This is a genomic window from Spirosoma areae, from assembly GCF_054781775.1.
In genome coordinates, this window is the sequence record NZ_BAAGTT010000010.1 from 38196 (window position 1) to 64505 (window position 26310).

The following is a 26310-nucleotide window of genomic DNA, read 5'->3' on the forward strand; positions in this document are numbered from 1 at the left end:
CTACTTAATAGGTCAACAGGTTGCGTCAGTTTAATTTACAGGACAAAAATCGTAAATTTCCGGTCTATTCAAATCGTCCGGTTTGTAAATTATTGATAGTCCGGTTTTCTACTAACCAATCCTGATGCTTCCGTTTAAATCGCTGATTCAACTTGACCGTTCCCTGACTACGCCTGTTTTTCTACAACTAAGCGACCAACTTGGTCAGCTCATTCGGGCGGGTACACTCGCGCCCGGTCAGCGATTGCCGGGTTCGCGGCAACTGGCGATGCTGCTCCAGTTGAACCGCCAGACCATTGTGGCCGCTTATGAGGAGGGGCTGGCCCAGGGCTGGCTCGAAAGCCGCGCGGGGAGTGGCACCTACGTGGCGGCTCATGTCCCGGAAGTTAAGCCGCAGGCGTTAACACCCGACCTGAGGAATGCCATACCCCGAAGATATGGCATTACTGATGGGCAGCCGGGTTATGCCGTTGAGTCGCTGACGTTTCTGGATCGGCCCCTGCTCCTGATGCAGTCGACGGGGCTGCGGTTAGACGATGGCTTTCCTGATATTCGACTGGCGCCAATGGCCGAGCTAAGCCGGGCCTATCGGTCGTATTTTCGCTGGGGCAATCCGCAGGCTCATTTCGGCTATACCGACACGAAAGGGCATCCACTCCTTCGCGAACAGCTTTCCACGCATCTCAACGAAACGCGCGGTCTGCAAACGACGCCTGATAATCTGCTCATTACGCGCGGCAGCATCATGGGCCTGCACCTCACGAGCCAGGTGTTGCTTCGGCCAGGCGATGCGGTCGTGACGGGAGAAACAACCTGGGCCGGGGCTACCATGAATTTCCGGAAAGCGGGGGCAACGGTCCTGACCGTGCCGGTCGATCAGCAGGGAATCGACGTCGACGCGCTGGCGGCTATCTGTCAGAAGCAAGCCGTCAGACTGGTGTTCGTAACGCCCCATCACCATTATCCAACCACCGTAACGCTTCGGCCCGACCGGCGTATTCGGTTGTTGCAACTGGCTGAACAATACGGATTTGCCATTCTGGAAGATGATTACGACTATGATTTTCATTACCTGAGCCGCCCCATTTTACCGTTGGCCAGCGCCGACCGGTCGGGCATGGTTGTCTATGTCGGGTCGCTGACGAAATCGGTCGCTCCGGCTTTTCGGGTTGGGTATGTTGTAGCGCCAGCGGCACTCATCGATGAGTTGGCCCGGTATCGGCGCATCATCGACCGGCAGGGCGACCCGATGCTCGAATTTGCTATTGGTCAGCTACTCAAAACGGGCGAACTGAAACGCCACTTCCGGAAAGCGCTGCGGACGTACCACGCCCGGCGCGACCGTTTCTGCGACCTGCTCACCATCGAATTAGCTGATGTCGTTCAGTTCACGAAGCCCGATGGTGGTATGGCGGTCTGGGCTACGTTCGACCCGGCCATCGACATGGACGTAATGGCGCAGCGGGCCAGTCGGGAAGGGCTTTTATTGGCGAGTGGAGTCTCACACAATCCACCCGGTCAGCGGCTCAACAGCACGCGGCTGGGGTTTGCATCGAGTACGGAGGACGAGTTGGAACGGAGTGTCGCCGTATTGAAAAAGGGGATTGCCGGAGTTCAGTAAGCGATTTCTTCATCGTCAAGCAATTGCTTGATATTCAGAATGCAATCGTCCAAAACGGCAATGTTTTCAGACCAGTTAACCACATACCAGGTTGGGTCGTTGCGGTCGATAACGTAGACTTTCTGCGTGCCGGTAATAATCCAGAGCACCTTCTCAACCGCACGGGCGGCCCCGGCCAAAATCGAGGAGTTTTTGCGATTTCCGCATGATGTACTCGTCGGCTTTGCTGGGAAAGTCGGACAGGTCAGCCTTAATGTCTACTTCAATCACGATTTTGGGGGCTACGTCGAAGTATTTTCCTTTGAGTTTACCGAGTTTTTCTTTCTCAAAAATAACGACATCGTTACCGAGCTTATCCTTCAGGGCCAGATGCAAACCAATCTCGTTCGTCGCCAGCAGGTACTTTTTTCGATTGATGAGACTGTATAAATGACCATTCAGCAATGACACTAAAACTCCTTGTAAATCAGAACACGACATAATTTCTTCAATTGTTTTCTTACCCGCCAGAACCTCCAGATAGCCCCTGTAATAGACGGGCTTCCCTTTCCACATTTCGTAAATGAGGGCAGGCGGAATGTTTCGGGCAGCCGGGCGACTGACCCTACGCGGTTTTTTCTCGTCAACGACTGACATACGGGTGTTGCGTTTGTGTTCTTACAAGATTAGTGAAAAAGAGGCAGGTGGGCAACTTATCGGTTCCCTTTCCATACCTTATATTTCTCCGGCAGGCATACCGCGCAGGGGCGATACCCGTGTGCAATAGCGTCAGTTTCGCTCTGAAAGAACACCCGGTTTTCGGACTTCATTCGCTTACCGACCCGGCAGGTAAGCGTGCCGTAAATCTTGCCGGGACGATGACCACCTACCCTAATCGCTTCGCTGTTTACCATCGTCACCAATGCCCGAAGCTGGGCAAAGCGTGTTGGCCCGAGTGCCATGTGCCCAATCATGCAGCATCGTGAAAAATAAGGCCCAATGTCATCCGTTGACCGCTTTTGACTTCACTGACCCCATGTTTCATGCCAATCCGATAATAGCCCCGTGCGCTTTTTGCGGGCCGAAACTTCGTGGTAAAAAGCAGAATCTGACCCTGTTCGGGTTGCAGCACAATGGCCCGCGATTGCATCCGGGGGCGTTGTTCGATTAGGACGAACTCACCCCCCGAAAAATCCTGATTGGGCTGATTCAGAAACAGTACGGCCTGGAAGGGGAAGTAGAGGTCGCCATACATATCCTGATGCAGCGCGTTCCAGTCGCCCGTTTCGTACTTCAGCATCAGGGGTGTGGGGCGGGTTTGTCCGGTTGCGTGGCAGGTGGCCAGCCACTGATCGAGGTCGGTTGGGTAGCGTTGAGCAATGCCGAGTTTTTCGTTCCAGTCGTTGGCTACCGGGACCAGCCTGGTAAATAATCCGTGCCGAAGTTGAGCTACAACGGGCGGCAATGGGTAATTGAAGTATTTATACTCGCCACGCCCGTAGCCATGTTTTTGCATCACAATCGTTTTGCGAAAGTGGTCCGATACCTCGAACAGGCCCGCCAGTGCCCGGCAGTCGTCGGGCGATAGGCACGGTGGCAGTAACGCAAAACCCGTTTCCGAGAGGATAGTCTGGTAGTCGGGCCAATTGATTTCCTGAACGGATTGCGTCATTATAGAACTGGTTTCAGGTTCCAGGTTTCAAGTTTGATTCGTCGGAGTAGCCTGGAACCTGAAACATGGAACCTGAAACACAAATGGTTAAACAAAACTTACCCGTCAACGCGGGCGGCTTCCCAGCCGAGCATGGCCTGTTTGCGGGTGGCTCCCCACCGATAGCCACCAAAGAGTCCGGTTTTTTTGATAACCCGGTGGCACGGAATCAGGTAGCCAATGGGGTTGCTGCCGATGGCAGTGCCAACGGCCCGCGAGGCTGTTGGTTGCCCGATGGCTTCGGCAATCTGGTCGTAGCTGCTCAGCCGGCCTTCGGGAATTTTCAGCAGGGCTTCCCATACTTTGAGTTGAAATGCAGAGCCACGCAAAAGTACGGGAAGGGGATTCTTGGGGCTGGTTCCGGTTTGACCAGCCGCCGGGAAAACCTGGTCGGCTAAAGATTGCACAGCGGCTGGGTTAAGTTGCAGGGAAACTTCGGGCCAGGCATCCCTTAGAATCGGTTCGGGCAGGTCGCCCTCGTTCAGAAAGTGAAGCAGTGCAATTTTTGCGTTGATAGCGCCCAGCACGTAGTTTCCGAAGGGACTCTCGAAGACACCATACAATAAGGCTAAACCCGAACCAGCCTGCTTAAACTGCCCCGGCGTAACGCCTTCAAACGTTATAAATAAATCGTGTAGCCGACCTGTACCGGAAAGACCTGCCTCATAAGCCGCATCGGCCAGCGGAGCGCCATTGCGGAGCCGGGTTTTGGCGTGTTCGAGGGTCAGATACTGGCCGAACTTCTTCGGACTAACGCCCGCCCACTCGGTGAAGAGCCGCTGAAAATGAAACTCACTCATATTCACTTTTTCGGCCAGCTCGCCCAGCGACGGCTGCTCCCGGAAATTGGCTGTGAGGTGTTCGATAGCCTGGGCAATTTGCTGATAGGTGTATGTGCTGTTTGTGTTCATTTGTTTCGGACCGACATATCGGTTGTTTGACCGCTACAAAGGTCGCTATAAGGCAATGGGTGGCAAACCCGGTTCTTGCGGAGTTAATACGGGTATAAATGATAGCCCATTAATTCGGGCAAATCTGGTTATCTTTGATTAAAACTTGCCACGCTGCACGTTTAGTTCAGTGCACGATGGCGCTCATTCGCGTATGAAAAAAGGAGTACTCTTGCTGTGGTTTATCGCTCAGGCACTGCTGCTGACTGCCCAAAACCGCTTTGGTAACGAGTGGATACAGACGGGTCAGAAATACCTGAAGATTTCGACGAATCAGACCGGTATTTACCGCCTGAGCTACGACGATATAAAAACGGCCGATGTGTCGCTTCTGCAAACGAATCCGGTGAACTGGCAGCTTTTTTTCAGAGGTCAGGAGGTGGCTATCCGGGTGGTGGGTCAGCAGGATGGTGTTTTTAATGCCCAGGACTATATCGAATTTTATGGGGAAGCCAACGATGGCAGTCAGGATTCGCTGCTCTACCGCCCGCAGAAACGCCTGCATCCCTACCAAACCCTGTTCTCTGACAAAACCGCCTATTTTCTGACCAGCAGCCCGGCACAGACCGGAAAGCGAATGCCCGAACTCAACCTGTCGGCGCAGGGCCTTTCGCCCGAACCCTTTCACCTTGAACAAACGGTTCAGGCATTCACCAGCGAGTATAGCTTCAACAATTTGAAAGGCATTGAACCGGCGTTGCAGCAAAGCTTTTTCGAGCCGGGCGAAGGCTGGTCGGGACCCCTGCTGACCACCGATTCGGTAGGCGTCGTTCAGCTAAAATTAACAGGCCGGGTGCCAGCCGCCGGGCCAATCACCCTGGAGGGCATGGTGAATGGCCGGGATAATTCATACCATTCCATTGGCGTTCAGGTGAATGCGTCTACCAAAACGCCCATCTCCCCGTTGCTTGTTCAGGGGTTCGCCAGTCAGACGTTTCAGGCTGCCATTGCGCCGGAGACTATTCAGAATGAGCAGCTTACGGTTCGGTTTATATCCGAAAAAAACGGATTTACCAACAACTTTTCCATCACCTACGCCAAATTATCCTATCCGCAGGCATTCGACATGGCTGGGCAAACCAGCAAGGTGTTTCATCTGCCGCCCAACTCGCGGGCAACGTCGCTGCTTACCATAAAAAATGTACCGTCGGCCACGGTAGCTTATGACATTACGGATAAAGCGAATTGCCGGTATGTAGTCGCGCAGGCGAGCAATGGACAAACCCAGGTAGTAGTCAATGAAACAGCCCGAAACCGGAGCCTTTTTCTAACCAGCCGGATTCTCAAACCGCTTTCTGTTCAGGTCGTCCGCTTCGCGACAACGTTTCCGAAATCGGCCGACTACCTGATTATCACGCATTCATCCCTGCGGCAGTCGGCAGAAACCTATGCTGCATACCGGACCTCGGTACCGGGAGGAAGTCACAAGCCTTTTATCATCGACGCCGACTCGCTCTACGATCAGTTTAACTTTGGCGAACGAAGCCCACTCGCACTCCGGCGTTTTGCCGATTTTATGCTGGCCAACACGGCGGTCAAAAACCTGCTGCTCATTGGGCGGGCGTATAGTTATCCGTATTTTATTAAGACGACCACCGAGGATCTGGTGCCAACGATTGGCTACCCCGGCTCGGACATTCTGCTAACGGCCGGTTTGGGCAGTTATTCGCCCAACACCCCGGCTATTCCTACGGGGCGGCTGAATGTGACAACCAACGCACAGGTGCTGACATACCTGGACAAAGTCAAACAACTGGAAGATGGCGCCAACAATGGGTTGTGGCGTAAACGAATTATTCACATCAGCGGGGGCAAAAGTGTTGGCGAAGCGCAAAGCCTGCGCCAGGCCCTGAGTACCATCGGCGAAACCTACCAAAATGGGCTTTTGGGGGGGCAAATCAGTGCATTTAGTAAAACCACGACCAATGAGGTTGAACCGATAAACATTGCTCCCTTAGTGAATGATGGCGTGAGTTTAATCACATTTTTTGGTCATGCCGGGCCAACCGTCACGGACTTGAATTTCGGGTTTGCTTCGCCGTTGGAGAATGGGTTTCGCAATCAAAACTACCCGCTCATGATTTTTAACGGCTGCGGGGCCGGTGAGATTTATTCCCGCTTCAACACGCTGTCGACCGACTGGCTGCTGGCGCCCCAGAAAGGGGCGGGCGTGGTGCTGGCGCATTCCTACTGGAGTTTTGAACAACCCACCACCCGCTACCTGACAAAATTGTATAACTCGCTGTTTGCCGATGCCACCACGCTTGGCATGCCCTTTGGCAAGGTGCAGCAACGATTGAATCAGGACCTTGAAAAAGAAGGTGTTGGCCCGTATGACGAGTCGGTATTGCTGGAGATGATTTTGCAGGGCGATCCCGCCGTGAGCATTTACCCCCTGCCAAACCCCGACTTTTCCGTCGAGCCAAAAGGCCTGTACATCCAGTCGTCGGTGGTAGGGAGTTCACTCAAAAACAGCGATTCGCTCCGGGTCGTCGTGCCCCTGGCTAATCTTGGTAAATACGTTGCCGGTCAGGTAGTTCCGGTCGCTATCCGGAAAACGATGAGTGCTGGTACTATAGTCACCAGCCTGGTTCGGTTCAATGCGTTCCGGTACCGCGATACGCTGGTGTATACGATAGCCAAAGATGAAAAACTGCAAAAAATAGAGGTCTCCATCGACCCCGATAATCAACTGACGGAGCTAAGTAAAACCAACAATACCGCTGCATTGACCATCGACTGGGCGCAGGCGCAAAGCAGCACCAGTTACCCGCTAAACGCCCTGCCCGACCGAATCAGCCCCGAAATTAATGTGTTCGTCGATGGGAAGATCCGGGAGAATCAGGCGGTGGTGGGTGTGAATCCACGAGTCGACGTTTTCGTTCTGGATGAAAACCCGCTTTCGCCGAAAGATAGCAGTGCCGTCGACGTGTACCTAAAGAGTTGTGTAACCTGTTTGCCCCAGAAACTCTCGTCGCGTTCCTTTGCGGTCTCGGCGGTTTCGGCCAATCAGCTACAGGTTGCCACCAACTTATCGCTCACAGTGGGTGGCGTTTACCAACTCGTTGTGTACGGGAAGGATGCCGCCGGAAATCAAACCCAGCCGCCCTATGTACTCGACATGAACGTAGTGGCTCAGGATGAACCCATACGGGTGCAGATTTATCCAAATCCAGCCATAACCTACGTGAAATTCGACATCACGCTGAACGTACAGGAGCTACCCGTGGAGACCCGGCTGCTGATTTACAACCAGGCGGGTCAGCGGCTTTATGAGGCCGATGTGCCGGTGTCGACGGGGAAAAACACGGTGCTCTGGCAGGCGGCAACACCGGGCGTTTATCCGTACTCGGTGCAACTCACCTGGAAAGATGGCCGCACTGAAACCCACACGGGCAAGGTTATTCATTATTGACTTAGCCGGTTAGTGACAGGTGCTACTCAATGATTTGTCCTCTCGCCCTACGGCAAGCGGTTGCTGGTGAGCAACTCCCATTTTTGGCGGGTGCCGGAGGTAATAATGCCTTTGCCAATGCAGTCGGGGGAGGATTGGCAAAAAGCCAGCGATGCGTCCTCCCGGTAAACTAAGCCCACTGCCGCTGCATACACCCGACGGTATTTCTGCTGGTTAATTAACGTTGAATCGTTGTCGCCGACAACCGAAATTGTGCGGTCGAAGAGTCGATTGCCCACGCTGAAGGCCTGCCCACCATCCTCATACCGAAGCAGCGTGTCGGGTCGGGCGTTGTAAGTATTGACATTCCAGGAAGTAGTTGGCGAAACCGGAAAAACCAGGTTCAGAATAGGTACATTGTTGTCCTGGCTGACAACTTCGGCGGGATTTTTATAAACCGTGCGAATGGCGTTGATTTGCCAGTTGGCCTGGGCTGTTTTTCTAATGGATTCTTCGACCTGAAAAATCACCTGACCGTTCCGACTGAATGAACTGCCTATTTTTTGTTGCACCTGAAAAACCTGTTTAGTTGGCGTATTGATGAGCGAATAGGTTTCCTGGGTCACCTGATAAATCCAGTAGTCGCCGGTTTGCAGGGGGAAATAGTCGGCATCAGCCGCCAGCGAATCAACGGCCTGCCGGCACCCCTGGCCAACTAAAACGAGCAGAATAAACACCCAAAAACAACTATTTTTTTGCATTTTGACCGTCATTTGTACAATTGCTTAAACAAAAATAAAGATTGTGGCACAGAGATTTATCTTACCTGCTCTGTGTAGTTCTAACTCTCTCCGTGAATCCGCTCCGGCGGCCCGGTCTGTGTCAAAATTCTTAAAAATATATGGGCGGGATTGCTGGCATACTTCGATTTGACGGGCAGGCTGTAGATCTGGACGACATAACCAACATGTCTGAGTTGCTACAGCACCGGGGAACCGTTATCAGCCGACCCATTGGCAAAGGTACGCTGCTAATGTTTGGGGGCAACGTAGAAGATAATCCGTTAGCTTCCTCGCTGGTTACTGTGGCCGATGCCGACGTCTATGAGACTCAGTCTGGCAGCCGGGCGTCGGCCGGGTACTCGTTCAGTGTAAACTTTGCTCACGCTGGCCCGGCTTCATTCAATAACCTCAGTGCCGATTTTGCGGTGGCCCTGTGGGATTTGGATCAGCAAACGCTTAGTTGTGGGCGCGACCCGCTGGGTATCAAGCCCCTTTATTATGTGCATCAACCGGGACGGTTTTTTGCCTTTGCGTCTGAAATCAAAGCGTTGCTGGTTCTTCGGGAAGTAGTCGTTAAGCCCAATGAGGCCAAATTCAGGGAGTATCTGACCTGGACCACCGACTATGTGCCCTATAGCGCAGAAACGTTTTATGCCCACGTCTACAGCGTCTTGCCGGGCCATTGCCTGCGGGTGAACGCCGAAAAGATGGTTTCGGAACCCTACTGGAAGCTCGACCCTCAGAAATTTAATGGCCTGCGTGGGGCCGATGCTTACGCCGACCTGTTCCATGAGTATTTTACCAAAGCGGTCGATAGCCGGATGCGGGGAAAAAACAGCATCGGGTCGCACCTGAGCGGTGGGCTGGATTCCTCGTCGGTAAGCTGCGTGGCGCAGCATCTGCTCATCCAGCAACAGCGGCCTTCGCTGCACACCTTTAACATCGACACCGAACAGCCCGCAGCCGACGAGCAGCAATACGTGCAGGCCGTTGTCGATCAGTGGCAGATGCACCACCACCGGGTCCGACCGATTGCCGATGTGCTGGAGTCCGTTCTAAAAATAAATTACCTCTTCGACCGCCCAGAGCAGTTCATTATTCCATCGAGTTTTCACCTGAGTGTTTCAGAAGAAGCGCGTCGGGCCGGGTGCGATTTGCTGCTTACCGGACATGATGGCGACAGCATCGTGACAACCGGCCACGACTTTCTGGACGAACTGGTGGACGCCGGAGATTGGGCGCAGTTACAGCAAGCCTGTCAGCAGCTTATTTCCGCCCGAAACGGGGACCTCGTATATGGCAGCGCCGACTGGCTTCGGTCGGGTCTTCAGGATAAGTACGAGGCATTTGTTTTATCGAAGATAGGTACGAATCTTAAGGGCCGAATCACGGCGAAAACGCTGCCTTCGTTTTTGCTGAACCTTCGGAGGCAAAAACAACTCTTTGGCCTCTCTACCGCTGCCATCCTGACCTATAGTTACAAACGGCTTACGGAAAAATTAGCCCGTCAGGCGCTGATCGACAACGCACTAAGCGCTGATTTTAAACAGCGTGTGCCGGGGAAGCGGAAAGACACAACCGAACAACTCGCCACGACCTTATCCGTTGGTCAGCAAATGCCCGTCAATCAGGTATTGAACACGACCAACGTCATTTGCAACGAACAAATGAACCACATTGGCGCCTACTACGGGCATTCGTATTCATTCCCGTTTTTCGATAAAAATGTGGTTGAACTGGGGCTGGCAACCCCGCTGGCGATTCAGTTTGATGCCGGGCGCGGACGTGGACCAATTCGGAATGGCCTGCGCGATACCTTACCCCCGGCCATTGTGTCGCGGTTTTCGAAAGCCAATTTTGTGGAATATGGCACCTTAGCGGCCCAGCAACTCTATACTGCCACCCGGGAGCAATTTGCTCTGGCCAGCCATCCCATCTGGAATGTTGTTGATCGGCGGGTATTTGCGAAAATTGTCAGCATTGTGTTCGACCAGCGCGTCCCGGTCAGGACAAAAACCCGGTACAACTGGTTAGTTAGCCGGATAATCTACCTCGCCCTCTGGTTAGATAAACTGCCCATGTAGAAACCACCCCCAGCCTCCCCGTTTTAAGAAGGGGGTGGTTGACCTGTTGCTGGTTTTCCCGGAAAGAACCGATATAGCGACCCAATGGCGCGGATGAAGATGGTGAGGAACCCCAGTTCTTTCGGTACGAGAATAATACGACCACCCAGCCTGAAAACACTGGCCCGAAAGATGCGGCTGCTTAAAAAGGTGAAATAGATTTTCAGTCGGTTACTGACTTGCGTTTGCGCGGCTGAAAAAAAAGCTAACTGCCCGGTAATCAGGTTGCTGGCAACAATTGGTTCGGTTCTCTCCCAACTCGTTGCGTAGCTAACAGCCAGCGTCGGAAGTTCGCTTGCTGTCAGCGTTTCGGCCACCGATGGCGGCAGGGGTAATGCCCAGATTTGCTGACACCAGTATAAACCAGCCAGAAATACCCGCTCCAGCCCGTACCGGCGCATCTCGTCCATCAGCCACTCCCAATCGATGGGTTTATCGTTCAGAACAAAATACAAGTCATTGATGAAATAGATGTGCTGCCAGATGTTATTTACGCCATGGTGGGTGACTAATAGAACAAGTTCGCGCTCTGTGGAAAAAGTGGGTTGCGAAGCCGCATAGGGCAAATCGAACAAGTTATAATCTTTGTTGAAACACAACACACGCCAGTGCAGGTCAATATCGAATTGACTGTTGTTGAAAAAAGGTTTGAACAGACTGACTTCGAACAACTCGGTGAGCATGAATTGCTTTCCATACCGAAAATAAGCCGCTTGTTTTTGGTTCAGTCGGTAGTGGTTCGCCTGGAGGAGACGAATGGTTTTTTCCACATCGGTTTCCTGAATCAATACATCGATGTCGCCACAGATTCGCAGGCTGCTGTCGGGGTAAGCATGTTCGGCAAGGTATATTCCTTTAAGAACTTTATGGGGGATGGTATGCTCATCGAGTAATGCTGAGAGTTGGTAATACTCATGCCGTTTCAGCAGGTAATCAGTTGTATTCGCCCGGCAGTTGGCCTGGAGTGTAGCCAGAAAGGCGGCTGGAACGCCGGGTATGTCCTGGAGCGTTCGGTACAAAAATGGTGTAACCCGGTGCCGCGTAGCCAGCCTGTAGAGCCGGTCCCAGTTGATGGGCTGTTGCGTTAATGCCTGCATCAACTGCGCTTTTTTTCGGGCCGTTAGCTCCATCGCACAGGTCAACAGCAACAGGTTGAGTTCGGGCGTCATTTTGGGGTGGTTCATGCTGGTAAACTACCACATACCAACTGATCGACAAAGGCATGCAGTGCCGTGAAGTCGGGCGGGCGGCTCATTCTAAAGACCGGCACTGCATTGGCCAGGATAATACTTTGCTCAAAGTGGTTTTTCAGCGCCTGACCCTGCAGGAGCGCGTCGGCTAAGGGAAAATAGCTGAGCAGCTCGATGGGTGTCTGGCTTTTGGCTAATTGGCAGCCTGAATGTTCGGCTTCCTGGGGTGGGGTCAACACAAAAATCCGGTCGAGTGGAACAGGCCGTTCATCAAACGCGTCGGGCTGCTGCCAGGCGAACTTATTAACGCCCTCCCGAACGGGTGTCAGGCTGTCTTTGCTCAGTTGTAAGCCATCGACGGTGTTGCCCCAGATTTTAATTTGCGGAAAGGAGGGTATCAGGAAGGGCTGACCGGTTTCGTCCAGTCGGATGCATACCATATCGTCGCTCAGGACCGGAATGTCTTTTTGGGCAAAGGCGGCAACGGTTGTTGATTTTCCGGCACCGGGTTCGCCTAAGAAAATGATCCCTTTGCCGTGTAGCCGAATGGCGCTGCCATGAAGCAAAAAGTAGTTTTTCTGAAACAGAATTAAGCCGATTGCTTCACTTAACGTAAACAAAGACAGGACATCCGGGTCCGTTTGGGCCGTGTCGAGAATCAGCTCTTTGCCATTGATGGCCATAAACGACAGTAGTGGCGACCAGTCTAACCAGAGTTGGTTCGGTCCGTTTTGAGCGAACTGAGCCTGCAAACCGGCCCGGTAAATTTTGGTGGGCAGGAGGGGCGGGGGGGGAGGTAATCGCCCCTGCCTGATGTGTAAATCAACCGGGGCGGGGTCTGTTTCGTTGAGGTGAGCCAGAAGGATGTCGGAACCAATGGCTAATCCGTAAGCCTGGTAATAATGTTTCATTGAATTCATGCCAGATGCTGAATGGAGTTTCCTCATCCCTGCCTCTTTTCCTATGGGCGGTCCGCCGTTGCGGGAGGGGCCGGGGGGGAGGGAAGCCAGTGAGTTTACGCGCTTGTTTCAATGAGTTTTTCGCGCAGCAGGTTCGCTAGAAACGATGCTAATTCGCTTTGGCAAACGGCGGGTTCAACATCAAATTCATCCAAAATCCGCGCCTGAATTTCCTGAACGGTCATCGTTTTATTCGTTTGCAGGAGCGACCAGATAAACCCGCCAACTTCGTTCAATTCATAATACGTACCGGCGTCGTAGTTGAGCAATATGGTTTCTTTACCGAGCGCCGACGAGGACTGGTTTGGGGCCAGTCGAATTTGGGTAGTGGGGTCAATCAGCATCATAGAAAACAGGAAAATAAGCTGGAAGATAAAGAAAATAGCCTGGAGCATCAAACGAACGATGCTCCAGGCTATTTTCTTTATGCATCTACCAATAATTAACCAAAGGTACCGCCAAAGCTATCCATATTGGAGCCGCCTTTTAAGGTTAACTTTTGCACACTGCCCAACTCCTTGAGTTTGGGTGTTTTATAGGCCCTTTTGGGCTGGGGTACTATAGAAAGTTTCGTGTTCTTATTCATTGCAGGAGATATCTAAAGTTGTGAAAGTAGTTTGGGGTTGACTAAATAGCCCACGCGTTGAGGCTAAGAGAGGACTGCTAAAGGAATATACTCTACCTAACCAGATGGTGCATTCGGGAAAAATCAGAGAAGGGTATACCCCGTTCCTTACTTGACCACGATGCGGTGCTGGCGGGTTTGTCCCCGTTCTTCGACCGTCACAATGTAGACCCCCGCCGATAGATTCCCCTGTGTTTTTACTAACAGATTCCCCGATTCAATCCCGGCTTTCTGCAACGGCAACGCATGACCATTGGCGCTGTAGAAGTTGATTGTAGCCGTTTCAGGTTCATCCAGCCCCAATGCAAACCGCCCGTCGCTCACAACAGGATTGGGGAATACACCATAGGCAGCATCCCGCAACACGACCGATACGGCTGGGAAGACAGTAGCCTTGCCACTCAAATCGATTTGGGTGAGCCGATAATAGCTGGTGCCGGCATAAGGCGTCAGATCCAGTAATTTGTAGTTTTTCAGCGCATTGCTCTCAGGAGCCAATTCACTAACCTCGCCTACTTTGTCAAAGTGCTTCAGGTCCTTACTCCGTTCAATCAGGAACCCTTTGTTGCTCGTCTCCAGCGAGGTTGTCCAGGCCAGTTCTACGGTGCGGTTGTTTTGGGATTGCGCCGTAAACGACACCAGCGCAACGGGCATGGCACCGGCCGTTACGGCAACGGGCGTACTGGCATTATCGTTACTGGGGTTGTTGGTGCCAACGCCTGAGGCAGCCGCATTGCTGAGCACACTGGGCGGCAGACCGCTGGTTGTCCTAACACCAACTATACTTAATACCAGATTATAAAGGGCATTGCCGGGAACGTCACCCAAATTGCTTCTAACGGTGATAATCGTCCCATTCGTAGCGTCATAAGCGCCCCGGGTGATGGATAGGTTGGCCGTTGTACCAGCAGGAGGAGATGTGGCAACAATGGATGCACTGGTAACCCCTATATTGGGGGGCAAATTGAAGGTGTACGTGGCCGTAGCACTTTGCGGAATAGCCGTTGAACTGCCGTTGCCAAAATTGGCTGTAATACTGCCGGGCTGGCCCACCATGATGGGATTGGGGCTTATCACAATGCCGCCCACCGAAGGGTCCTGGGCAAGGGCAGCATACCCACTGCCCATACCGATAAGGACAAAAAGTAAAAGTTTTCTGATCATAATCGTAAATACTAAGTTTGATTAATAGAAAAGTTGGAAACTAAACTTGTACCAAATATCTAAAAAAAGATATTTGGTACAAGAGAAACTTTACAAACCAGTGATAATTCTGGCATAAACATTATTTAACGGATTGCTGTCGTATGTTTTGGTTGCATCATCAGTAACATTGACTGTAATATTAGACGAACTGCCCGTATTGGCCGTGGTGCGGGTGATGGTGAAACCCAGGGTGCCTTTGCTCATGGCGGCAATAAACTGACCGGCGTTCATCTTCAATGAAATCTGCTCGTTAGTCGGTGCTATGCTGGTAACCATCCACTTCGTATTGTCCACGGATACAGGGTTATTCGCACCCCCCGACACATTGATACTGGTCAGGCTGTTCGTAAACGAAAGCGTATAGCCCGACGGTGCCGAGATTGTGATGGCTGCATTGCCGCTCGACGTAGACTGCCCCGCTAATTCAAAGATTTCCACGATGAAGTCCCGCGTGCTATTCGCACCTGATGGGGTGAAGTTAGCCTGGGGCAAGGTGATAACCGGCGTTAAATCAGGCAAACCGGCCTGACCCACCAGCACATGCAGGGTTCCGTTGGCACAGGCCGACGGCGACCCATTGTCACACGTGGTGTAGGTGAACTGAACCGGACCCGTGAACGCACCATCGGGGGTAAAGGTGTAACTGCCGGCATCGGTCAGTACCAGGGTGCCCTTACCCGGAATCGTCGTGTTCTGAGCCGCTACCGTCTGGGTGTTGCCTTCGGGGTCGCTGTCGTTGGTTTTCACATTGCCCGTTGCGGTCACCCCTTTGGGCGTACTGACGTAGTCATCGGCTGCCGTAGTGGAGTTGGCGCTGCCCGGTACCTTGACGGTGATGGTCACTTTGGCCAGAGCGCATAGGCCGCCCGGTGTTTCACATACCTGATAGATTAGCGCGTCGGTACCAGCGAAGCCCGGATTAGGCATGTACACCACATTGCCGCTGCCATTCACCCCGGCCACACCGTTGGCGGATGGGCTAACGATAGTGGGTGTGCCCAGGGTACCGCCCGGATTGCCCGGTCCGTCGTTGGCCCGCACGTTAATCGTAACAGACGCGGGGATGGTGGGCGAGCCGGTCGTGGTGGCAATGTCGGGGTTGGCTACGGGCTTGTTGGTGTTGACCGTTGGGTCGAGCACGGTGACCGTCAGCGTCTGCGTAGCACAACCGCTTGTTTGCCCGACCAGGCATACCGGCACGGCATAGACATAGACGCCGGGCGTGGCGGTGCTGAAGGAATACGTGCCATCCGGGTTGACCGTCAGCGATGGCGTGGACCCAGCGGGCTGGATGGATGGAGCCGGAGCGGGGCCGTAGGTTGTGCCTACGGGTACAATATCGTTCGTTTTTACACTACCGTTGACGGGTACGTTTTTATTCGTGACCGCAAAATCCGGTTTGGGATCAAACGGATTCACCAGCACATGCAGGGTTCCGCTGGCACAAACCGAGGGTGTTGCGTTATCACACGTGGTGTAGGTGAAGTCAACCGGCCCCGTGAACGCAGCATTCGGTGTGAAGGTGTAAGACCCATCAGCCAGCAGGACCAGCGTGCCCCGGCCCGGAATGGTCGTGTTCTGAGCCGTCACCGTCTGGGTGTTGCCTTCGGGATCAGTATCGTTGGTTTTCACATTGCCCGGAACGGCAACACCCTGATACGTGCTGATGTAGTCATCGGCAGCGGTAGTCGAGTTAGCGCTTCCCGGTGCTTTCACCGTGATGGTCACTGTGGCGGTGGCACACTGGCCACCCGGTGTTTCGCATACCTGATACGTCAGCATGTCGGTGCCGTAGAAACCTGGGTTGGGTGTATAAACCACGTTGTTGCCAACTACCGCAGCCGAGCCGTTGGTGGGCGACGTGGCAATGGTGGGTGTGCCCAGGGTACCGCCCGGATTGCCGGGGCCGTCGTTGGCCCGCACGTTAACCGTAATAGCGGTGGGGCTGGTGGGCGAGCCGGTCGTGGTGGCAATGTCAGGGTTGGCTACGGGCTTGTTGGTGTTGACCGTTGGGTCGAGCACGGTGACCGTCAGCGTTTGGGCAGAACAGGCCGTTCCTGATTGACCAGCCCCACACACGGGCACATTGTATACATAGACACCCGGGGTCGCGCTAACGAACGTGAAGGTGCCGTCTGAGTTGACCGTCAGGCTGGGCGAGGAGCCTCCAGGCTGGGTAGCTGGTGCCGGAGCAGGGCCGTAGGTCGTGCCGGCGGGTACAGCATCGTTGGTCTTGACGCTGCCGGTAGCAGGCACATTCTTGTTGGTGACCGCAAAGTCGGGGTTAGTTGTTAAGGCACAAACCAAACCACCACCCGACGACGAACGCGTGTCGATAAACGCCCCATACACATCAACACTGCCTGCCAGTGCATCCAGTCCGACTAAGTTAGCAACGCTCAATTGGAGTTCATCGAACGGTTGTGAGGTGGTAAAGCCGACGTTGATAAAATCGGTCGATGTACCAAACAGCGCAATGGATAAATCCAGCAGACTGGCCGCGCTCCGTGATTCTTTCTGCACGCCATCCAGATACGTGGTGATGGTCAGTCGTGAAAACAAATCAACTGCAGCGATGCCAGAGACTCGCCGGATGGTGAAACCGCCAAACGTACCGGTGGGATACGTATCGACCGGGTCGAGTACAGAAATCGATGCAATGGTGCCGACCGACCCGGTATTGGTGATCCTGGCAAAATCGGTGGTGTTGGCCGAAACCGCGTTCCAGGGGTCTCGGATCGTAGTTGCCGCAGCCACAACACCCGTAACACCGGTCCGTTCGGCATTAATTACAACCGGAAAATCGGGATTATTCAGGGCATAAGTCGTATTACAGGCAATCGTTCTGGGACAGGTTTTCTCAAATACAGCATTATAAATGTTGATCGTACCGAGGTTGGCGCCCACCAACTGAGCGAACGCAACCTGAATCTCATCGTAGGGAACGGTGGCGACAATGCCGACCGTCTGCCGACTTCTGCCGGTCAGTAAATTCGTTGTGGCCCCCACAATCAGGGCATTGCTGCCGGGGCTGGTCTGAACCACCGAGCCGTTGTTCAGCAACCGGATTGTTGCCGTACTTAAGACCGATGCGGAAACCAGCGTGTTTGTTTCGATGTCGAATCCGGCAAAACTATTCGCCGGATACGTATCGAGGGCGTTCGCTACGGAAAATGTTGCACTCGTCGACACACCTGCGGTCAACACGACCCTGGCAAAGGTAGCTGGATCGTTATCGACGGCGAAGTCGGGGTCAACAACGGCACACAAAGCACAGACCAGCGCATTGACGCCTGTGTTATCAGGATTGACATATACGGGGAAAACAGGGGTATTGAGTGGGACGAGCGTATTTTTTGGAATCGTATTATCTGCACAGGCCAGGCTCGGTCCACTACAGAATCGCTCAACAATGGGTGAAAAAACACTCAGGCTTCCCGTCACTAAGCCGGAGAACGTAAGACGAATCCGGTCGAAACTACCTGAGCTGTAAAATCCAACTCTTGATTTACCGCTTAAAATTCCGGTCGACACCAACGAACCTGTTGTTCGGCTGTCGACGGGCACATTACTGTTGCCTAAATAAGTCGAGATGGTTATGGTGCCAACGGCGGTCAATAACGAGTTATTATTAATCACAAACCCGGCAAAACTGCCCGCAGGATACACATTAGCCCCCGTAGCGTTGTTGTCTTTCACCTCAATATAGGCCGACCCGCCCAGGATGAAACTGTAAGTTGCAGCGGTTGAAAACGTAGGGTCGTTGTCAATAAGATTTCCTTTTGAGGAAAACTCGTCTCCCAAAAGACCCTGGCTTGATGTAACCGAAACGCTGCTAAACGAACCGATTGTGGGTGGCGTGAAGGTGTTACAGGCTGCATTGCCCGACTGCGCCGAAACGGGTCGGGCAAGCAATAAGGACAGGCAGAACACCGCCCAGACCAGACTAACCCGCTCCAGCAAGAGAGTAGAGTTTTTTTTCATGCACATTGAAAAATAAGGGTTGAAGAAAATGACAGGTGAATTAATTACTACACAGTATTAATGAAGTAGCACTAAACTATGTATTTATAGAATTTATCATAAATGTATGTATATGTTACCGTGTGAGAAAAAAATATATTAAACGGTACTGACTTTTTTGTATGTTGAATAAGGGTTACATAAACTATATATATGTGTATCTAATTGATAATTAATAATTTATAGTTAACTGATTTCTGAAAATAGAAACTATTTAGTTAATATTAACAAAATGTGTTCGGCTTTTAAGTATCCAGGTCAACCTACCTGTCTGACCAGTTGATCTTGTCCTATTTTGCCACTACAAACCTTATCCTCCCGAACCTTAGAAGCTGTTTGGCAGGCTGTTTTTTTAATCAACCCAACCCTTGTCCTACTCATACGGTAGTTTTTGAGGGCCAGCCCAGCCCCGCAATGATCAACCATTGGGCGGCCGCATAGGTACTGATGATGAGCCAGACAGCCCCGCTAAGGGGGCGAAGGAATTTGTCGATGGCTATAAATGAGTCAGACAGAATAAACAGCAGCGCACCAGCCAATACCCAGCCGTATCCGGGCAGACCATGCCGTTGACTGGCCAGCACACCCATCGTGCTCAGGCAAACAACATAGCCCACAACGGGCCACCACAAACCGGCTAAAGCCGGATTCTGGCTAAAAGCGGGCCTGAGAAAGACCAGAAAGAGGCCCGAATAAAGCGCAAATGGCAGGGTAGCCCGTAAAAACGAACCGACCCCGATGCGTCGCCCCTGGGCCCGAATGGACTGCCAGAAAACGACACAATAACAAACCTGCATCAGGGCAAATGAGCCTAAACCGGGCGCAAACAGATCAACTTCACGTATCATCAGAAAGACGTCGCCCAGCAAGGCGAAAAGCATCCCGGTCAGCAACCAGCTCACCGGAACCGAAGAGCCGATGGTTTGGTAATGGTGCCATACGTAACCCGCCAGAAGCGCCATAATCAGCGGTTTGCATCCATACTGCAGCCAGCGAATGGACAGCGTATCGCCGAGCATTTCGAGCAGGGTAATCAGAATAAACGTGAACGTAAACAGCGCGCTGGGTTTAGCAGTCATGGGTCCGGAAATTAGTTAACCAGTCGTAGCGTTGGGCAAGGTAGCGGAGCCTTTACCTGATAAGATAAAACCATTTGCTGCTCAGCCCGTTTACATAGGTAGTATTTAACAAAAAATAGAGACAGATGGATAAGGCACAGAAATTTGAGCTGATGAACAAAATTGTTCGCGAACTGGAAGATTTGCAAAATAGTCAGACAGCGCTCATGACAAAAATCAGCCAGATTGAAGTCGATAATATGAATGGACTAAATGACTCCTATCTGGAAAAAAATCTGGGGACGATGCACGCCAAAATTGCTGAAAATGTTGATTCGGTTACCGAAATTTTCGCCCACTTTGAACAGCAGCGCGACGAATTCGCCACCGCCAATCGGTCAGCTATTGAGGCCATCGAGGCTGCGGCTGCTATTGAAGCAGTGAAATAAATAACTTTGTTGACTACAAAAAGCCGGATCGTTCATCCGGCTTTTTGCGTTTACGGTAGTTCAATCAGGCCAGTTCCTCACAGGCGAATCCGGCGTTCTGCATCACGCCAATAATGTCGTGAGCCGTAACGGGCCGCTCCAGCCTGCTCACCCGTTCAACACGAAGGATTTTGTCGCAGTCGTCTAAGTCAGCACTCCAGCGAAGGGCATCGCCAAATTGGCTGAAGGCGGCAGCAACCGTACTTCGGCAACCGTCGCCGACCATACTTGTCTTAAAAACCAGCACATTCATACCTGTTCGGTCGTATCCCGCAAGTGCCGGAAGATTTTGTAGTCGGCATAGAACGTTCCGCCTGGAATGATCGACGCCAGTAAGGCCAGCAGGGTTTTTCCCAGCGGCCAGCCATATTCAGTTTTGGCCTGAATGACCGTGAGTACGTAGAGCAAAAACAGCAGCCCGTGAATTGGACCAATGAGTTGCACGGCTTCAGGATGGCCGCCCAGCCGTTTCAGGGGCACAGCGATAAACAACAGCAGCAAATAGGAAAGCCCCTCGGCGAATCCCACGGCCCGCAACCGGATTTTAGGTGAGTTGAAGAAATTCATGCTGGTAGTAGTACGTATTAAGTTAGTAAGTAACAGGAGGGTAAGTACCTGCCACTTAAAAGAAACGAACCCACGAGCGACTTGCCAGGGGCGAAAACGGCCAGGGAATGGCCACCAGAATTAGTAACAGAGCAATGGTAAAATAAATAGCGGTGGTTTTAAATTTCTGCCGGGCCTGGGTCTGGCGTTTAGCCTTACTCGAACCGACCGTCATGACAACAATAGCCGTAAACATCAGGCTTATGTGAATCAGGCCAAAAAAAGGAAACTCCACTGATTTGCTGAAGGCAGACGAATCCAGACCGGGTTTAAACGTCCAGTAATACGCCACAATCGGGCTGATGACATACAGATAGAAACCAACCAGCAGTTGCGTGTGGGCAATCGACGTAGCCACTACGCGCAGCATCTGCGGTTCAACGATCGGGCCGGGACGGGGCCGCAGCCAACCCCAGTAACTACGGACTAAGGCGGCCAGCAAACTGCCCAGCACCAACCACCGCAGGGCATTATGGAGGAATAGAACAAGTGGATAAATCATTGGAGAGCACCGCTTAAATCAGGCGCAAAGTTCGGCAGAACTACCCCGTGCCGATTCGGCCAGAAGAAGCGAAGATTGGCCTGAATCAATCATTCGTCCCGCCCGGCATCGGCAACCCGGCCAGACCGGTCAGTATAGTGACTGCGGAAATGAGTCGGGCTGATACCGGCGTATTTCCGAAACAGCTTGCCAAATGTTGACTGATCATCGAAACCCAACTCGGCGGCAATCCGGGCAATGGCCAGGTCCGACTGAAACAGCCACACTTTGGCTTCCAGCACAAGGCGCTCATCGATCCATACCGACGGCGATTGACCCGTGCGGGATTTCACGACTTTGTTGAGGTGATTGGGGCTAACGTGCAGTCGTTCGGCATAATCGGCAACGAGGTGATGCTGGCGAATCTGTTTATTCAGCAGGTCCATAAAGCCCTGCAACAGCCGCTCACCGGCATCGGCTCGGGCGGGCGTTGTGCTGGCATATACCCGGTTGATTTCGCCCAGCAGGGCCAGCAGATAGGGCCGAATCAGGTCGGTTTTTTGAGCACCGTTCGCCGAGTATTCGGTTGCTAACCGAATCAATACAGGCATCATATACCCCGTTTCGGTGGGTGTCAGCGGCATAAACGGGTTGCCGGTCAGTTTCAAAAAAGCGAAGTCGTGATCGGCAGACGTTGTGCTGATCAGTTCAGGACTGAAAAAACACATAAACCCCGTTGTGTCGTCCCGAATGCTGTTTATCGAGAAAATCTGCAAAGCCGGAACGATGACCAGCGCCTGCGCCGGGAGCGTGTAAGCCTGATACCCGACCGTCATCTGAATGTGCCCGCCGGTAACCAGAAACAGGGCGTGATTGCCGGTTCGACCGGGTGGAACGGGCAGCTTGATCACAGGCGCGCCATCTTCAATGGTGCTGATAATGAACTGATTGAAATTCGGCTTGAAGCGCGTGGCCCACGACTCATCTTTGATTAGAAAACGCTCACGAGCCATCTCCGGGCTGATGGCGGGAAAGGGCTGGTCGGTTGTCATGGCTGATAGAGTAGTTTACCCGCCCGAAACGGCCCATCGGCGGTTTGCAGCAGCTTGGCCCGCAGGCGTGGATTATAGGCCGGGCGGTCAGCCAGAAAGGTACGGACTAAGCGGGCAACTTCAGGCGATTGATACGCCGACAGGGTGGACCGGAGCCAGGATTCAGGAAAGAAAATGTCGCCCGTGCGCTGGATTTCTTCCAGCAACTCCAGGCTTTTGGGCAGATACGCTGCCGACGTTCCGGCTCGTAGCGGGTGGTGCAGGTACCCCAGCGCGGCCGTCACCCAGGCTTCGTGGTCGCGGTTGGCTTCGGTGGCCAGCGATGCAAAGAAACGGTCTCGCTCAGCCACATCACCCGACAGGGCGGGCATCATAAAGTGCAGACGCTTCTGGCGGTCGGCGTTTTTGATACGGGTTAACTGTTTCAGCAGAATGCCGTCGGCAGGGTAATCGCGGACCGCCAGCGCAAGAGCCAGTGCGGTGTAATCATCTTCGGTAAGGGTCACACCGGCCGGTGCTTTTTGTTCGTTCCAGATGGTGTACAGCCGGAGTTGCGCGTCGCGGCTAAGGGCGATGGTTTGATAAAGCCGAAACAGCAGTTTCCGGCGTCCGGGGGTAGTTGCCTGCTCCATGGCCTGCCAGGCATCGCGCTCAACGTCAGCCGCCAGAGCCGCCCGGTTTTCGGGTTTGGTGACATTCCAGACGATGTCCGACAACTGGCCCGTCAGCAAGCGCAACGTCAATTCTTCCGGCTCTTTGTCCAGCAGATGGCGGTATGTTTCGGCCAACTGAGCCGGCCTGATGACTGACGGGCCGGTCAGCATTGTTTCGTAGAGATTGATGTAAGCCGATGCCCGCGTTACCGGATTTTTTAGGGAAGCCAACTGCGGAATCATCGCTGAATCGACCGGAAAAATCCCGTACCCTTGCCCCGACGAATTAAACACAACAAACAAAGGCGTGGGTTTGCCTACGGCTGTCTCCAGCGCAATCGTCGGCTGGGTCATGTTCACGGTCAGTTCGTCAACATGATCGGCATACACCAGCGCCACCTCGAACCGCTGGGGCCACAACCGGTTCGAGCCATCCTCACCGCGCTGCGAAACAACGAATCTGCTTATTTTATTCTGCTGTTTATCAAGTTGGTAGCTAATTATTGGCCGACCGGTTTCCTGAACCCAGACGTGGTTCCAGGCGGCAAGGTCGGTGGGGGTTCGGGCATCCAGAATGGCAATCAGGTCGGCCCAGGAAGCGTTGCCAAAGGCATATTTTTTCAGGTACTCCCGCAGGCCATCCCGCAGGGCCGTTTTGCCCATGATCTGCTCCAACTGCCGCATCATAATGGGCGCTTTGTGGTAGATGATGCCGCCGTAGAGCGTCCCGGCTTCCTGCAAATTGGCCAGCCGCTGGCCAATCGGATTGGCTCCTTCGGTGCGGTCAACAGCATAGGCCGCCGGAAAATGATCGACCACAAACTGAAGGTCGTCGTTGGCGTCTGGTGAGGAGGCTTCGCTGATTTTATCAGCCATGAAATTGGCGAACACTTCTTTCAGCCACACATCATCGAACCAGCGCATGGTCACTAAATCGCCGAACCACATGTGTGCCGTTTCGTGGGCAATGAGCGTTGCGCGGGATAGTTTCTGGTCGCGGGTGGCCCCGTTATCTAAAAACAGTGTCGACAGCCGGTAGTCAATGGCGCCCGCGTGCTCCATGCCGCCGTACTGAAAATCGGGAATGGCGGCAAAATCGAATTTCTGGAACGGATACGGAAGCTGGGTATACTCCTCCAGAAATCGCAGCGCGTCGGCATGGAGGGTGAAAATTGGGTCGGTACTCAGCCGGATTTTGGTGGTGTCGGTTTCCCGGTGCAGGAGAGTCATGGGTCGCCCCTGCATGGTTCGGGAGACGGCGGTAAACTTGCCCGCTACGAAGGAAAACAAGTAGGTTGGAATAACAGCCGACGGCTGGAAGTTGATCGTTTTGCGGCTGCCCGCTATAGTGGAGTCCAGCCGTGGAGCATTGGCCATTGCCTGCCAGTGAGCCGGAACCGTAAGCGAGAGGTGAAACGAAGCTTTCAGATCAGGCTGGTCGAAGCAGGGGAAAACAGTTCGGGCGCGGTCGGGTACGAGCAGCGTGTAGACATACTCGTCGTTGCGATTCAGGGATAAATTTCCCGCCGTAAACTGAATGGCGATCACGTTCCGGCCCGCCTTCAGAAAAGCAGTAGAAATCAGCAGATGTTCGCTCTCGATCACAACCGGAATGGTACGCCCATTTACCGAAACATTCTGGATATGAGCGCGTTCTTCTTTGAAATCGAGCAGGACCGGCGCGTTGTTTTTCTGCCACGCAAAGGTTATTGTCTCGCTGGCTGGAATGGGCTGGTTTTTCTGCTCAGGAATGTCGAACTTTAGTGCATACGCCAGTTGGCTGATGGTTTGCCGGCGGGCCGTTGCCAGCCCCTGCGCTACTCCGGTTTCGATAGCAGGTGAATTGGCAGGCATAGGCCGGGGGCTGCACGACATAGTGAGAAGACTAAACAGAATTGGACTGCCGTAACGAATCATAAACAGACGTATTGATAAATGGTGCTTGTTTAACTATCCGAGTCAAAAATACAGTACGCTATGAAACAATACATCACTTTTCTGCTTCTGTTGACAGCCCTTGCGGGCCGGGCTGGTTCCATTCTTATTCCGATGGATAACCAGCAGACCAATCACCTTAAAGCCTATGGCATTGCCTATAAAATTCTTAAGGATGACCAGGACGTCGACTGGCTGCTGAACTACCGGGGCGGCAGTTTTCTGGTCAAACACACGGCCGCCGTTGAAACCGAATGCCGGATTCGGGGCGTTTCCTTTGACGCGATTTCCGATAGCAAAGCCGCATCAATTCGCCAGCAGTTGGCCGACCCCGACCTGAACATGAACGTGGTGACGCTCCAGAAAGCCGCCAAAATTATTGTGTATTCGCCAATTAAGGTTGGCCCGGCGGAGTTTGAAAATACGGATGCGGTGCTGCTGGTGCTGACCTACGCCGAAATTCCCTATGAAGTTGTGTACGACGAAGAAATCCTGAAGGGCGATTTGCCAAAATATGACTGGCTGCACCTGCACCACGAAGATTTTACGGGGCAGTTTGGGCGGAGTATGCACCGGCAGTCCTTAGCCGACATTAAAGCGCAGGAAGACATTGCCAAACGATACGGCTACGCCAAAGTGTCGCAGATGAAACTGGCGGTTGCCAAAGCCATCAAGGAGTTTTGCGCGGGGGGCGGCTATCTGTTCGCCATGTGTTCGGGTGCCGAAACCCTCGACATTGCGTTAGCGGCTGAAGGCGTCGATATTGTTGGCAGCAGCTACGACGGCGACGGCACGGACCCGGATGCCCAGGCCAAACTCGATTTCACCAAAACCCTCGCCTTTGGTAATTTCACCCTCGAAGGGGACAACGGCTACCGGGGTTTTTCGACCTTCTCCGACATCAACTCTGCTGGCGGGCGCGGATTCGACCAGCCAGGCGGCTTCTTCGAGTTGTTTAATTTTTCGGCCAAGTGGGATGTTATTCCGGCCATGCTCACCCAGAACCACGAATCCATTATCAAGGAATTCTTCGGGCAAACGACGGCGTTCCGCAAAGGGGCCGTTAAGCCCAGTTCGTTGGTGATGGGCGAGGGTAAAACCTCCGACCGGTATATTTATGGCGAAACGGGTCGGGGTCAGTGGACGTTCTACGGGGGCCATGACCCCGAAGGTATTCGCGGGGGTGGTGGCTTTCGTAATCCCACCGATTTGAATCTGCACCCGCACTCGCCCGGTTATCGGTTGATTCTTAACAATGTGCTGTTTCCTTCGGCGCGTAAGAAAAAGCGGAAAACGTAAACCACCGTCTGACTTACCATCCCGTTTTCGGCTGGTTCCGGGCCTTTCATGCTCTTTGTTTTTTAGGCGTAGTATTTTCTATGCTGCACTATGAAGCGTGTTTCCCAAATCGTTCGGGAGGATGTCTTCCGTGAAATTGAAGTTATTGCCGTGAAATGATTTGGTTAGCTTTGGG

Annotated in this window: 23 protein-coding genes; 5 read left to right on the forward strand and 18 right to left on the reverse strand. The window is 53.0% G+C overall.

Translation table 11 applies throughout. The annotated features are described in order from the left end of the window. The first annotated feature begins 124 nt into the window (after nt 1–124). Nucleotides 125–1621, forward strand: coding sequence for an aminotransferase-like domain-containing protein (locus ACYVI1_RS03815; RefSeq protein ID WP_460906872.1), 1497 nt, complete (start codon nt 125–127; stop codon nt 1619–1621). Here the strand turns inward: ACYVI1_RS03815 and ACYVI1_RS03820 are convergent. The 5 genes from ACYVI1_RS03820 to ACYVI1_RS03840 all read right to left on the reverse strand — a co-directional run bounded on the left by ACYVI1_RS03820 (nt 1615) and on the right by ACYVI1_RS03840 (nt 4222). Then, nucleotides 1615–1800 carry a hypothetical protein gene (locus tag ACYVI1_RS03820; RefSeq protein ID WP_460906874.1) on the reverse strand — a complete coding sequence of 62 codons (186 nt, stop codon included), beginning with the start codon at nt 1798–1800 and terminating at the stop codon, nt 1615–1617. The two genes, ACYVI1_RS03815 and ACYVI1_RS03820, sit on opposite strands and share 7 nt — an antisense overlap. Then, nucleotides 1775–2257: a Uma2 family endonuclease gene (locus ACYVI1_RS03825; RefSeq protein WP_460906876.1), complete on the reverse strand. Its 483-nt coding sequence runs from the start codon at nt 2255–2257 to the stop codon at nt 1775–1777. Before ACYVI1_RS03825 ends, ACYVI1_RS03820 begins: the two co-directional genes overlap by 26 nt. A 56-nt stretch (nt 2258–2313) precedes the next feature. Further along, on the reverse strand, nt 2314–2574 hold the full coding sequence (locus ACYVI1_RS03830) for an Ada metal-binding domain-containing protein (RefSeq protein ID WP_460906878.1): 261 nt from the start codon (nt 2572–2574) through the stop codon (nt 2314–2316). After that, nucleotides 2571–3272: a 2OG-Fe(II) oxygenase gene (locus ACYVI1_RS03835; protein WP_460906880.1), complete on the reverse strand. Its 702-nt coding sequence runs from the start codon at nt 3270–3272 to the stop codon at nt 2571–2573. The genes ACYVI1_RS03830 and ACYVI1_RS03835 overlap by 4 nt, the downstream gene beginning before the upstream one ends. A gap of 98 nt (nt 3273–3370) precedes the next feature. After that, nucleotides 3371–4222 (reverse strand): methylated-DNA--[protein]-cysteine S-methyltransferase, encoded by an 852-nt coding sequence (locus ACYVI1_RS03840; RefSeq protein WP_460906882.1) that lies wholly within the window; start codon nt 4220–4222, stop codon nt 3371–3373. A gap of 193 nt (nt 4223–4415) precedes the next feature. Here ACYVI1_RS03840 and porU2 point away from each other — a divergent pair, with 193 nt between their 5' ends. After that, nucleotides 4416–7676 carry a putative type IX secretion system sortase PorU2 gene (porU2, locus tag ACYVI1_RS03845; RefSeq protein ID WP_460906884.1) on the forward strand — a complete coding sequence of 1087 codons (3261 nt, stop codon included), beginning with the start codon at nt 4416–4418 and terminating at the stop codon, nt 7674–7676. Nucleotides 7677–7723: 47 nt separating this feature from the next. On the opposite strand, the gene ACYVI1_RS03850 is transcribed toward porU2, so the two are convergent. Next, nucleotides 7724–8416, reverse strand: coding sequence for a hypothetical protein (locus ACYVI1_RS03850; RefSeq protein WP_460906886.1), 693 nt, complete (start codon nt 8414–8416; stop codon nt 7724–7726). A gap of 206 nt (nt 8417–8622) precedes the next feature. On the opposite strand from ACYVI1_RS03850, the gene ACYVI1_RS03855 reads away from it, so the two are divergent. Then, entirely contained in the window at nt 8623–10521 is a 1899-nt protein-coding gene (locus ACYVI1_RS03855; protein WP_460906888.1) for an asparagine synthetase B family protein, read from the forward strand. 23 nt (nt 10522–10544) lie between these two features. Here the strand turns inward: ACYVI1_RS03855 and ACYVI1_RS03860 are convergent, their stop codons facing one another. From ACYVI1_RS03860 to ACYVI1_RS03890, 7 genes are all read right to left on the reverse strand, one after another. Continuing rightward, the gene (locus tag ACYVI1_RS03860) at nt 10545–11744 is read right to left on the reverse strand and encodes a nucleotidyltransferase domain-containing protein (RefSeq protein ID WP_460906890.1); all 1200 of its coding nucleotides are present in this window, start codon (nt 11742–11744) and stop codon (nt 10545–10547) included. Further along, a complete protein-coding gene (locus ACYVI1_RS03865) occupies nt 11741–12661 on the reverse strand; it encodes a serine kinase (RefSeq protein ID WP_460906892.1) in 921 nt (306 codons plus the stop codon). The genes ACYVI1_RS03860 and ACYVI1_RS03865 overlap by 4 nt, the downstream gene beginning before the upstream one ends. A gap of 104 nt (nt 12662–12765) precedes the next feature. After that, nucleotides 12766–13104 (reverse strand): PqqD family peptide modification chaperone, encoded by a 339-nt coding sequence (locus tag ACYVI1_RS03870; RefSeq protein WP_460906894.1) that lies wholly within the window; start codon nt 13102–13104, stop codon nt 12766–12768. A 47-nt stretch (nt 13105–13151) separates the two neighbouring features. Next, on the reverse strand, nt 13152–13295 hold the full coding sequence (locus ACYVI1_RS03875; protein WP_460906896.1) for a lasso RiPP family leader peptide-containing protein: 144 nt from the start codon (nt 13293–13295) through the stop codon (nt 13152–13154). 147 nt (nt 13296–13442) lie between these two features. Next, on the reverse strand, nt 13443–14498 hold the full coding sequence (locus ACYVI1_RS03880; RefSeq protein ID WP_460906898.1) for a T9SS type A sorting domain-containing protein: 1056 nt from the start codon (nt 14496–14498) through the stop codon (nt 13443–13445). Between the two features lie 90 nt (nt 14499–14588). Next, complete coding sequence (locus ACYVI1_RS03885) at nt 14589–18524, reverse strand: Ig-like domain-containing protein (RefSeq protein ID WP_460906900.1); 3936 nt, start codon at nt 18522–18524, stop codon at nt 14589–14591. Between the two features lie 416 nt (nt 18525–18940). Further along, a complete protein-coding gene (locus ACYVI1_RS03890; RefSeq protein ID WP_460906902.1) occupies nt 18941–19642 on the reverse strand; it encodes a lysoplasmalogenase in 702 nt (233 codons plus the stop codon). A gap of 125 nt (nt 19643–19767) precedes the next feature. Between ACYVI1_RS03890 and ACYVI1_RS03895 the strand changes: the two genes are divergently transcribed. Next, on the forward strand, nt 19768–20070 hold the full coding sequence (locus tag ACYVI1_RS03895; protein WP_460906904.1) for a hypothetical protein: 303 nt from the start codon (nt 19768–19770) through the stop codon (nt 20068–20070). Between the two features lie 64 nt (nt 20071–20134). Here the strand turns inward: ACYVI1_RS03895 and ACYVI1_RS03900 are convergent, their stop codons facing one another. From ACYVI1_RS03900 to ACYVI1_RS03920, 5 genes are all read right to left on the reverse strand, one after another. After that, nucleotides 20135–20362 carry a hypothetical protein gene (locus ACYVI1_RS03900; RefSeq protein WP_460906906.1) on the reverse strand — a complete coding sequence of 76 codons (228 nt, stop codon included), beginning with the start codon at nt 20360–20362 and terminating at the stop codon, nt 20135–20137. Continuing rightward, nucleotides 20359–20676 carry a DUF3817 domain-containing protein gene (locus tag ACYVI1_RS03905; RefSeq protein WP_460906908.1) on the reverse strand — a complete coding sequence of 106 codons (318 nt, stop codon included), beginning with the start codon at nt 20674–20676 and terminating at the stop codon, nt 20359–20361. The genes ACYVI1_RS03900 and ACYVI1_RS03905 overlap by 4 nt, the downstream gene beginning before the upstream one ends. A gap of 55 nt (nt 20677–20731) precedes the next feature. Next, nucleotides 20732–21217, reverse strand: coding sequence for a hypothetical protein (locus tag ACYVI1_RS03910; RefSeq protein WP_460906910.1), 486 nt, complete (start codon nt 21215–21217; stop codon nt 20732–20734). A gap of 89 nt (nt 21218–21306) precedes the next feature. Beyond that, nucleotides 21307–22248 (reverse strand): helix-turn-helix domain-containing protein, encoded by a 942-nt coding sequence (locus ACYVI1_RS03915; RefSeq protein WP_460906912.1) that lies wholly within the window; start codon nt 22246–22248, stop codon nt 21307–21309. Further along, nucleotides 22245–24818, reverse strand: coding sequence for a M1 family metallopeptidase (locus tag ACYVI1_RS03920; protein ID WP_460906914.1), 2574 nt, complete (start codon nt 24816–24818; stop codon nt 22245–22247). Before ACYVI1_RS03920 ends, ACYVI1_RS03915 begins: the two co-directional genes overlap by 4 nt. Before the next feature lie 60 nt (nt 24819–24878). Here ACYVI1_RS03920 and ACYVI1_RS03925 point away from each other — a divergent pair, with 60 nt between their 5' ends. Next, complete coding sequence (locus ACYVI1_RS03925) at nt 24879–26135, forward strand: asparagine synthetase B (RefSeq protein ID WP_460906916.1); 1257 nt, start codon at nt 24879–24881, stop codon at nt 26133–26135. Nucleotides 26136–26310 lie beyond the last annotated feature (175 nt).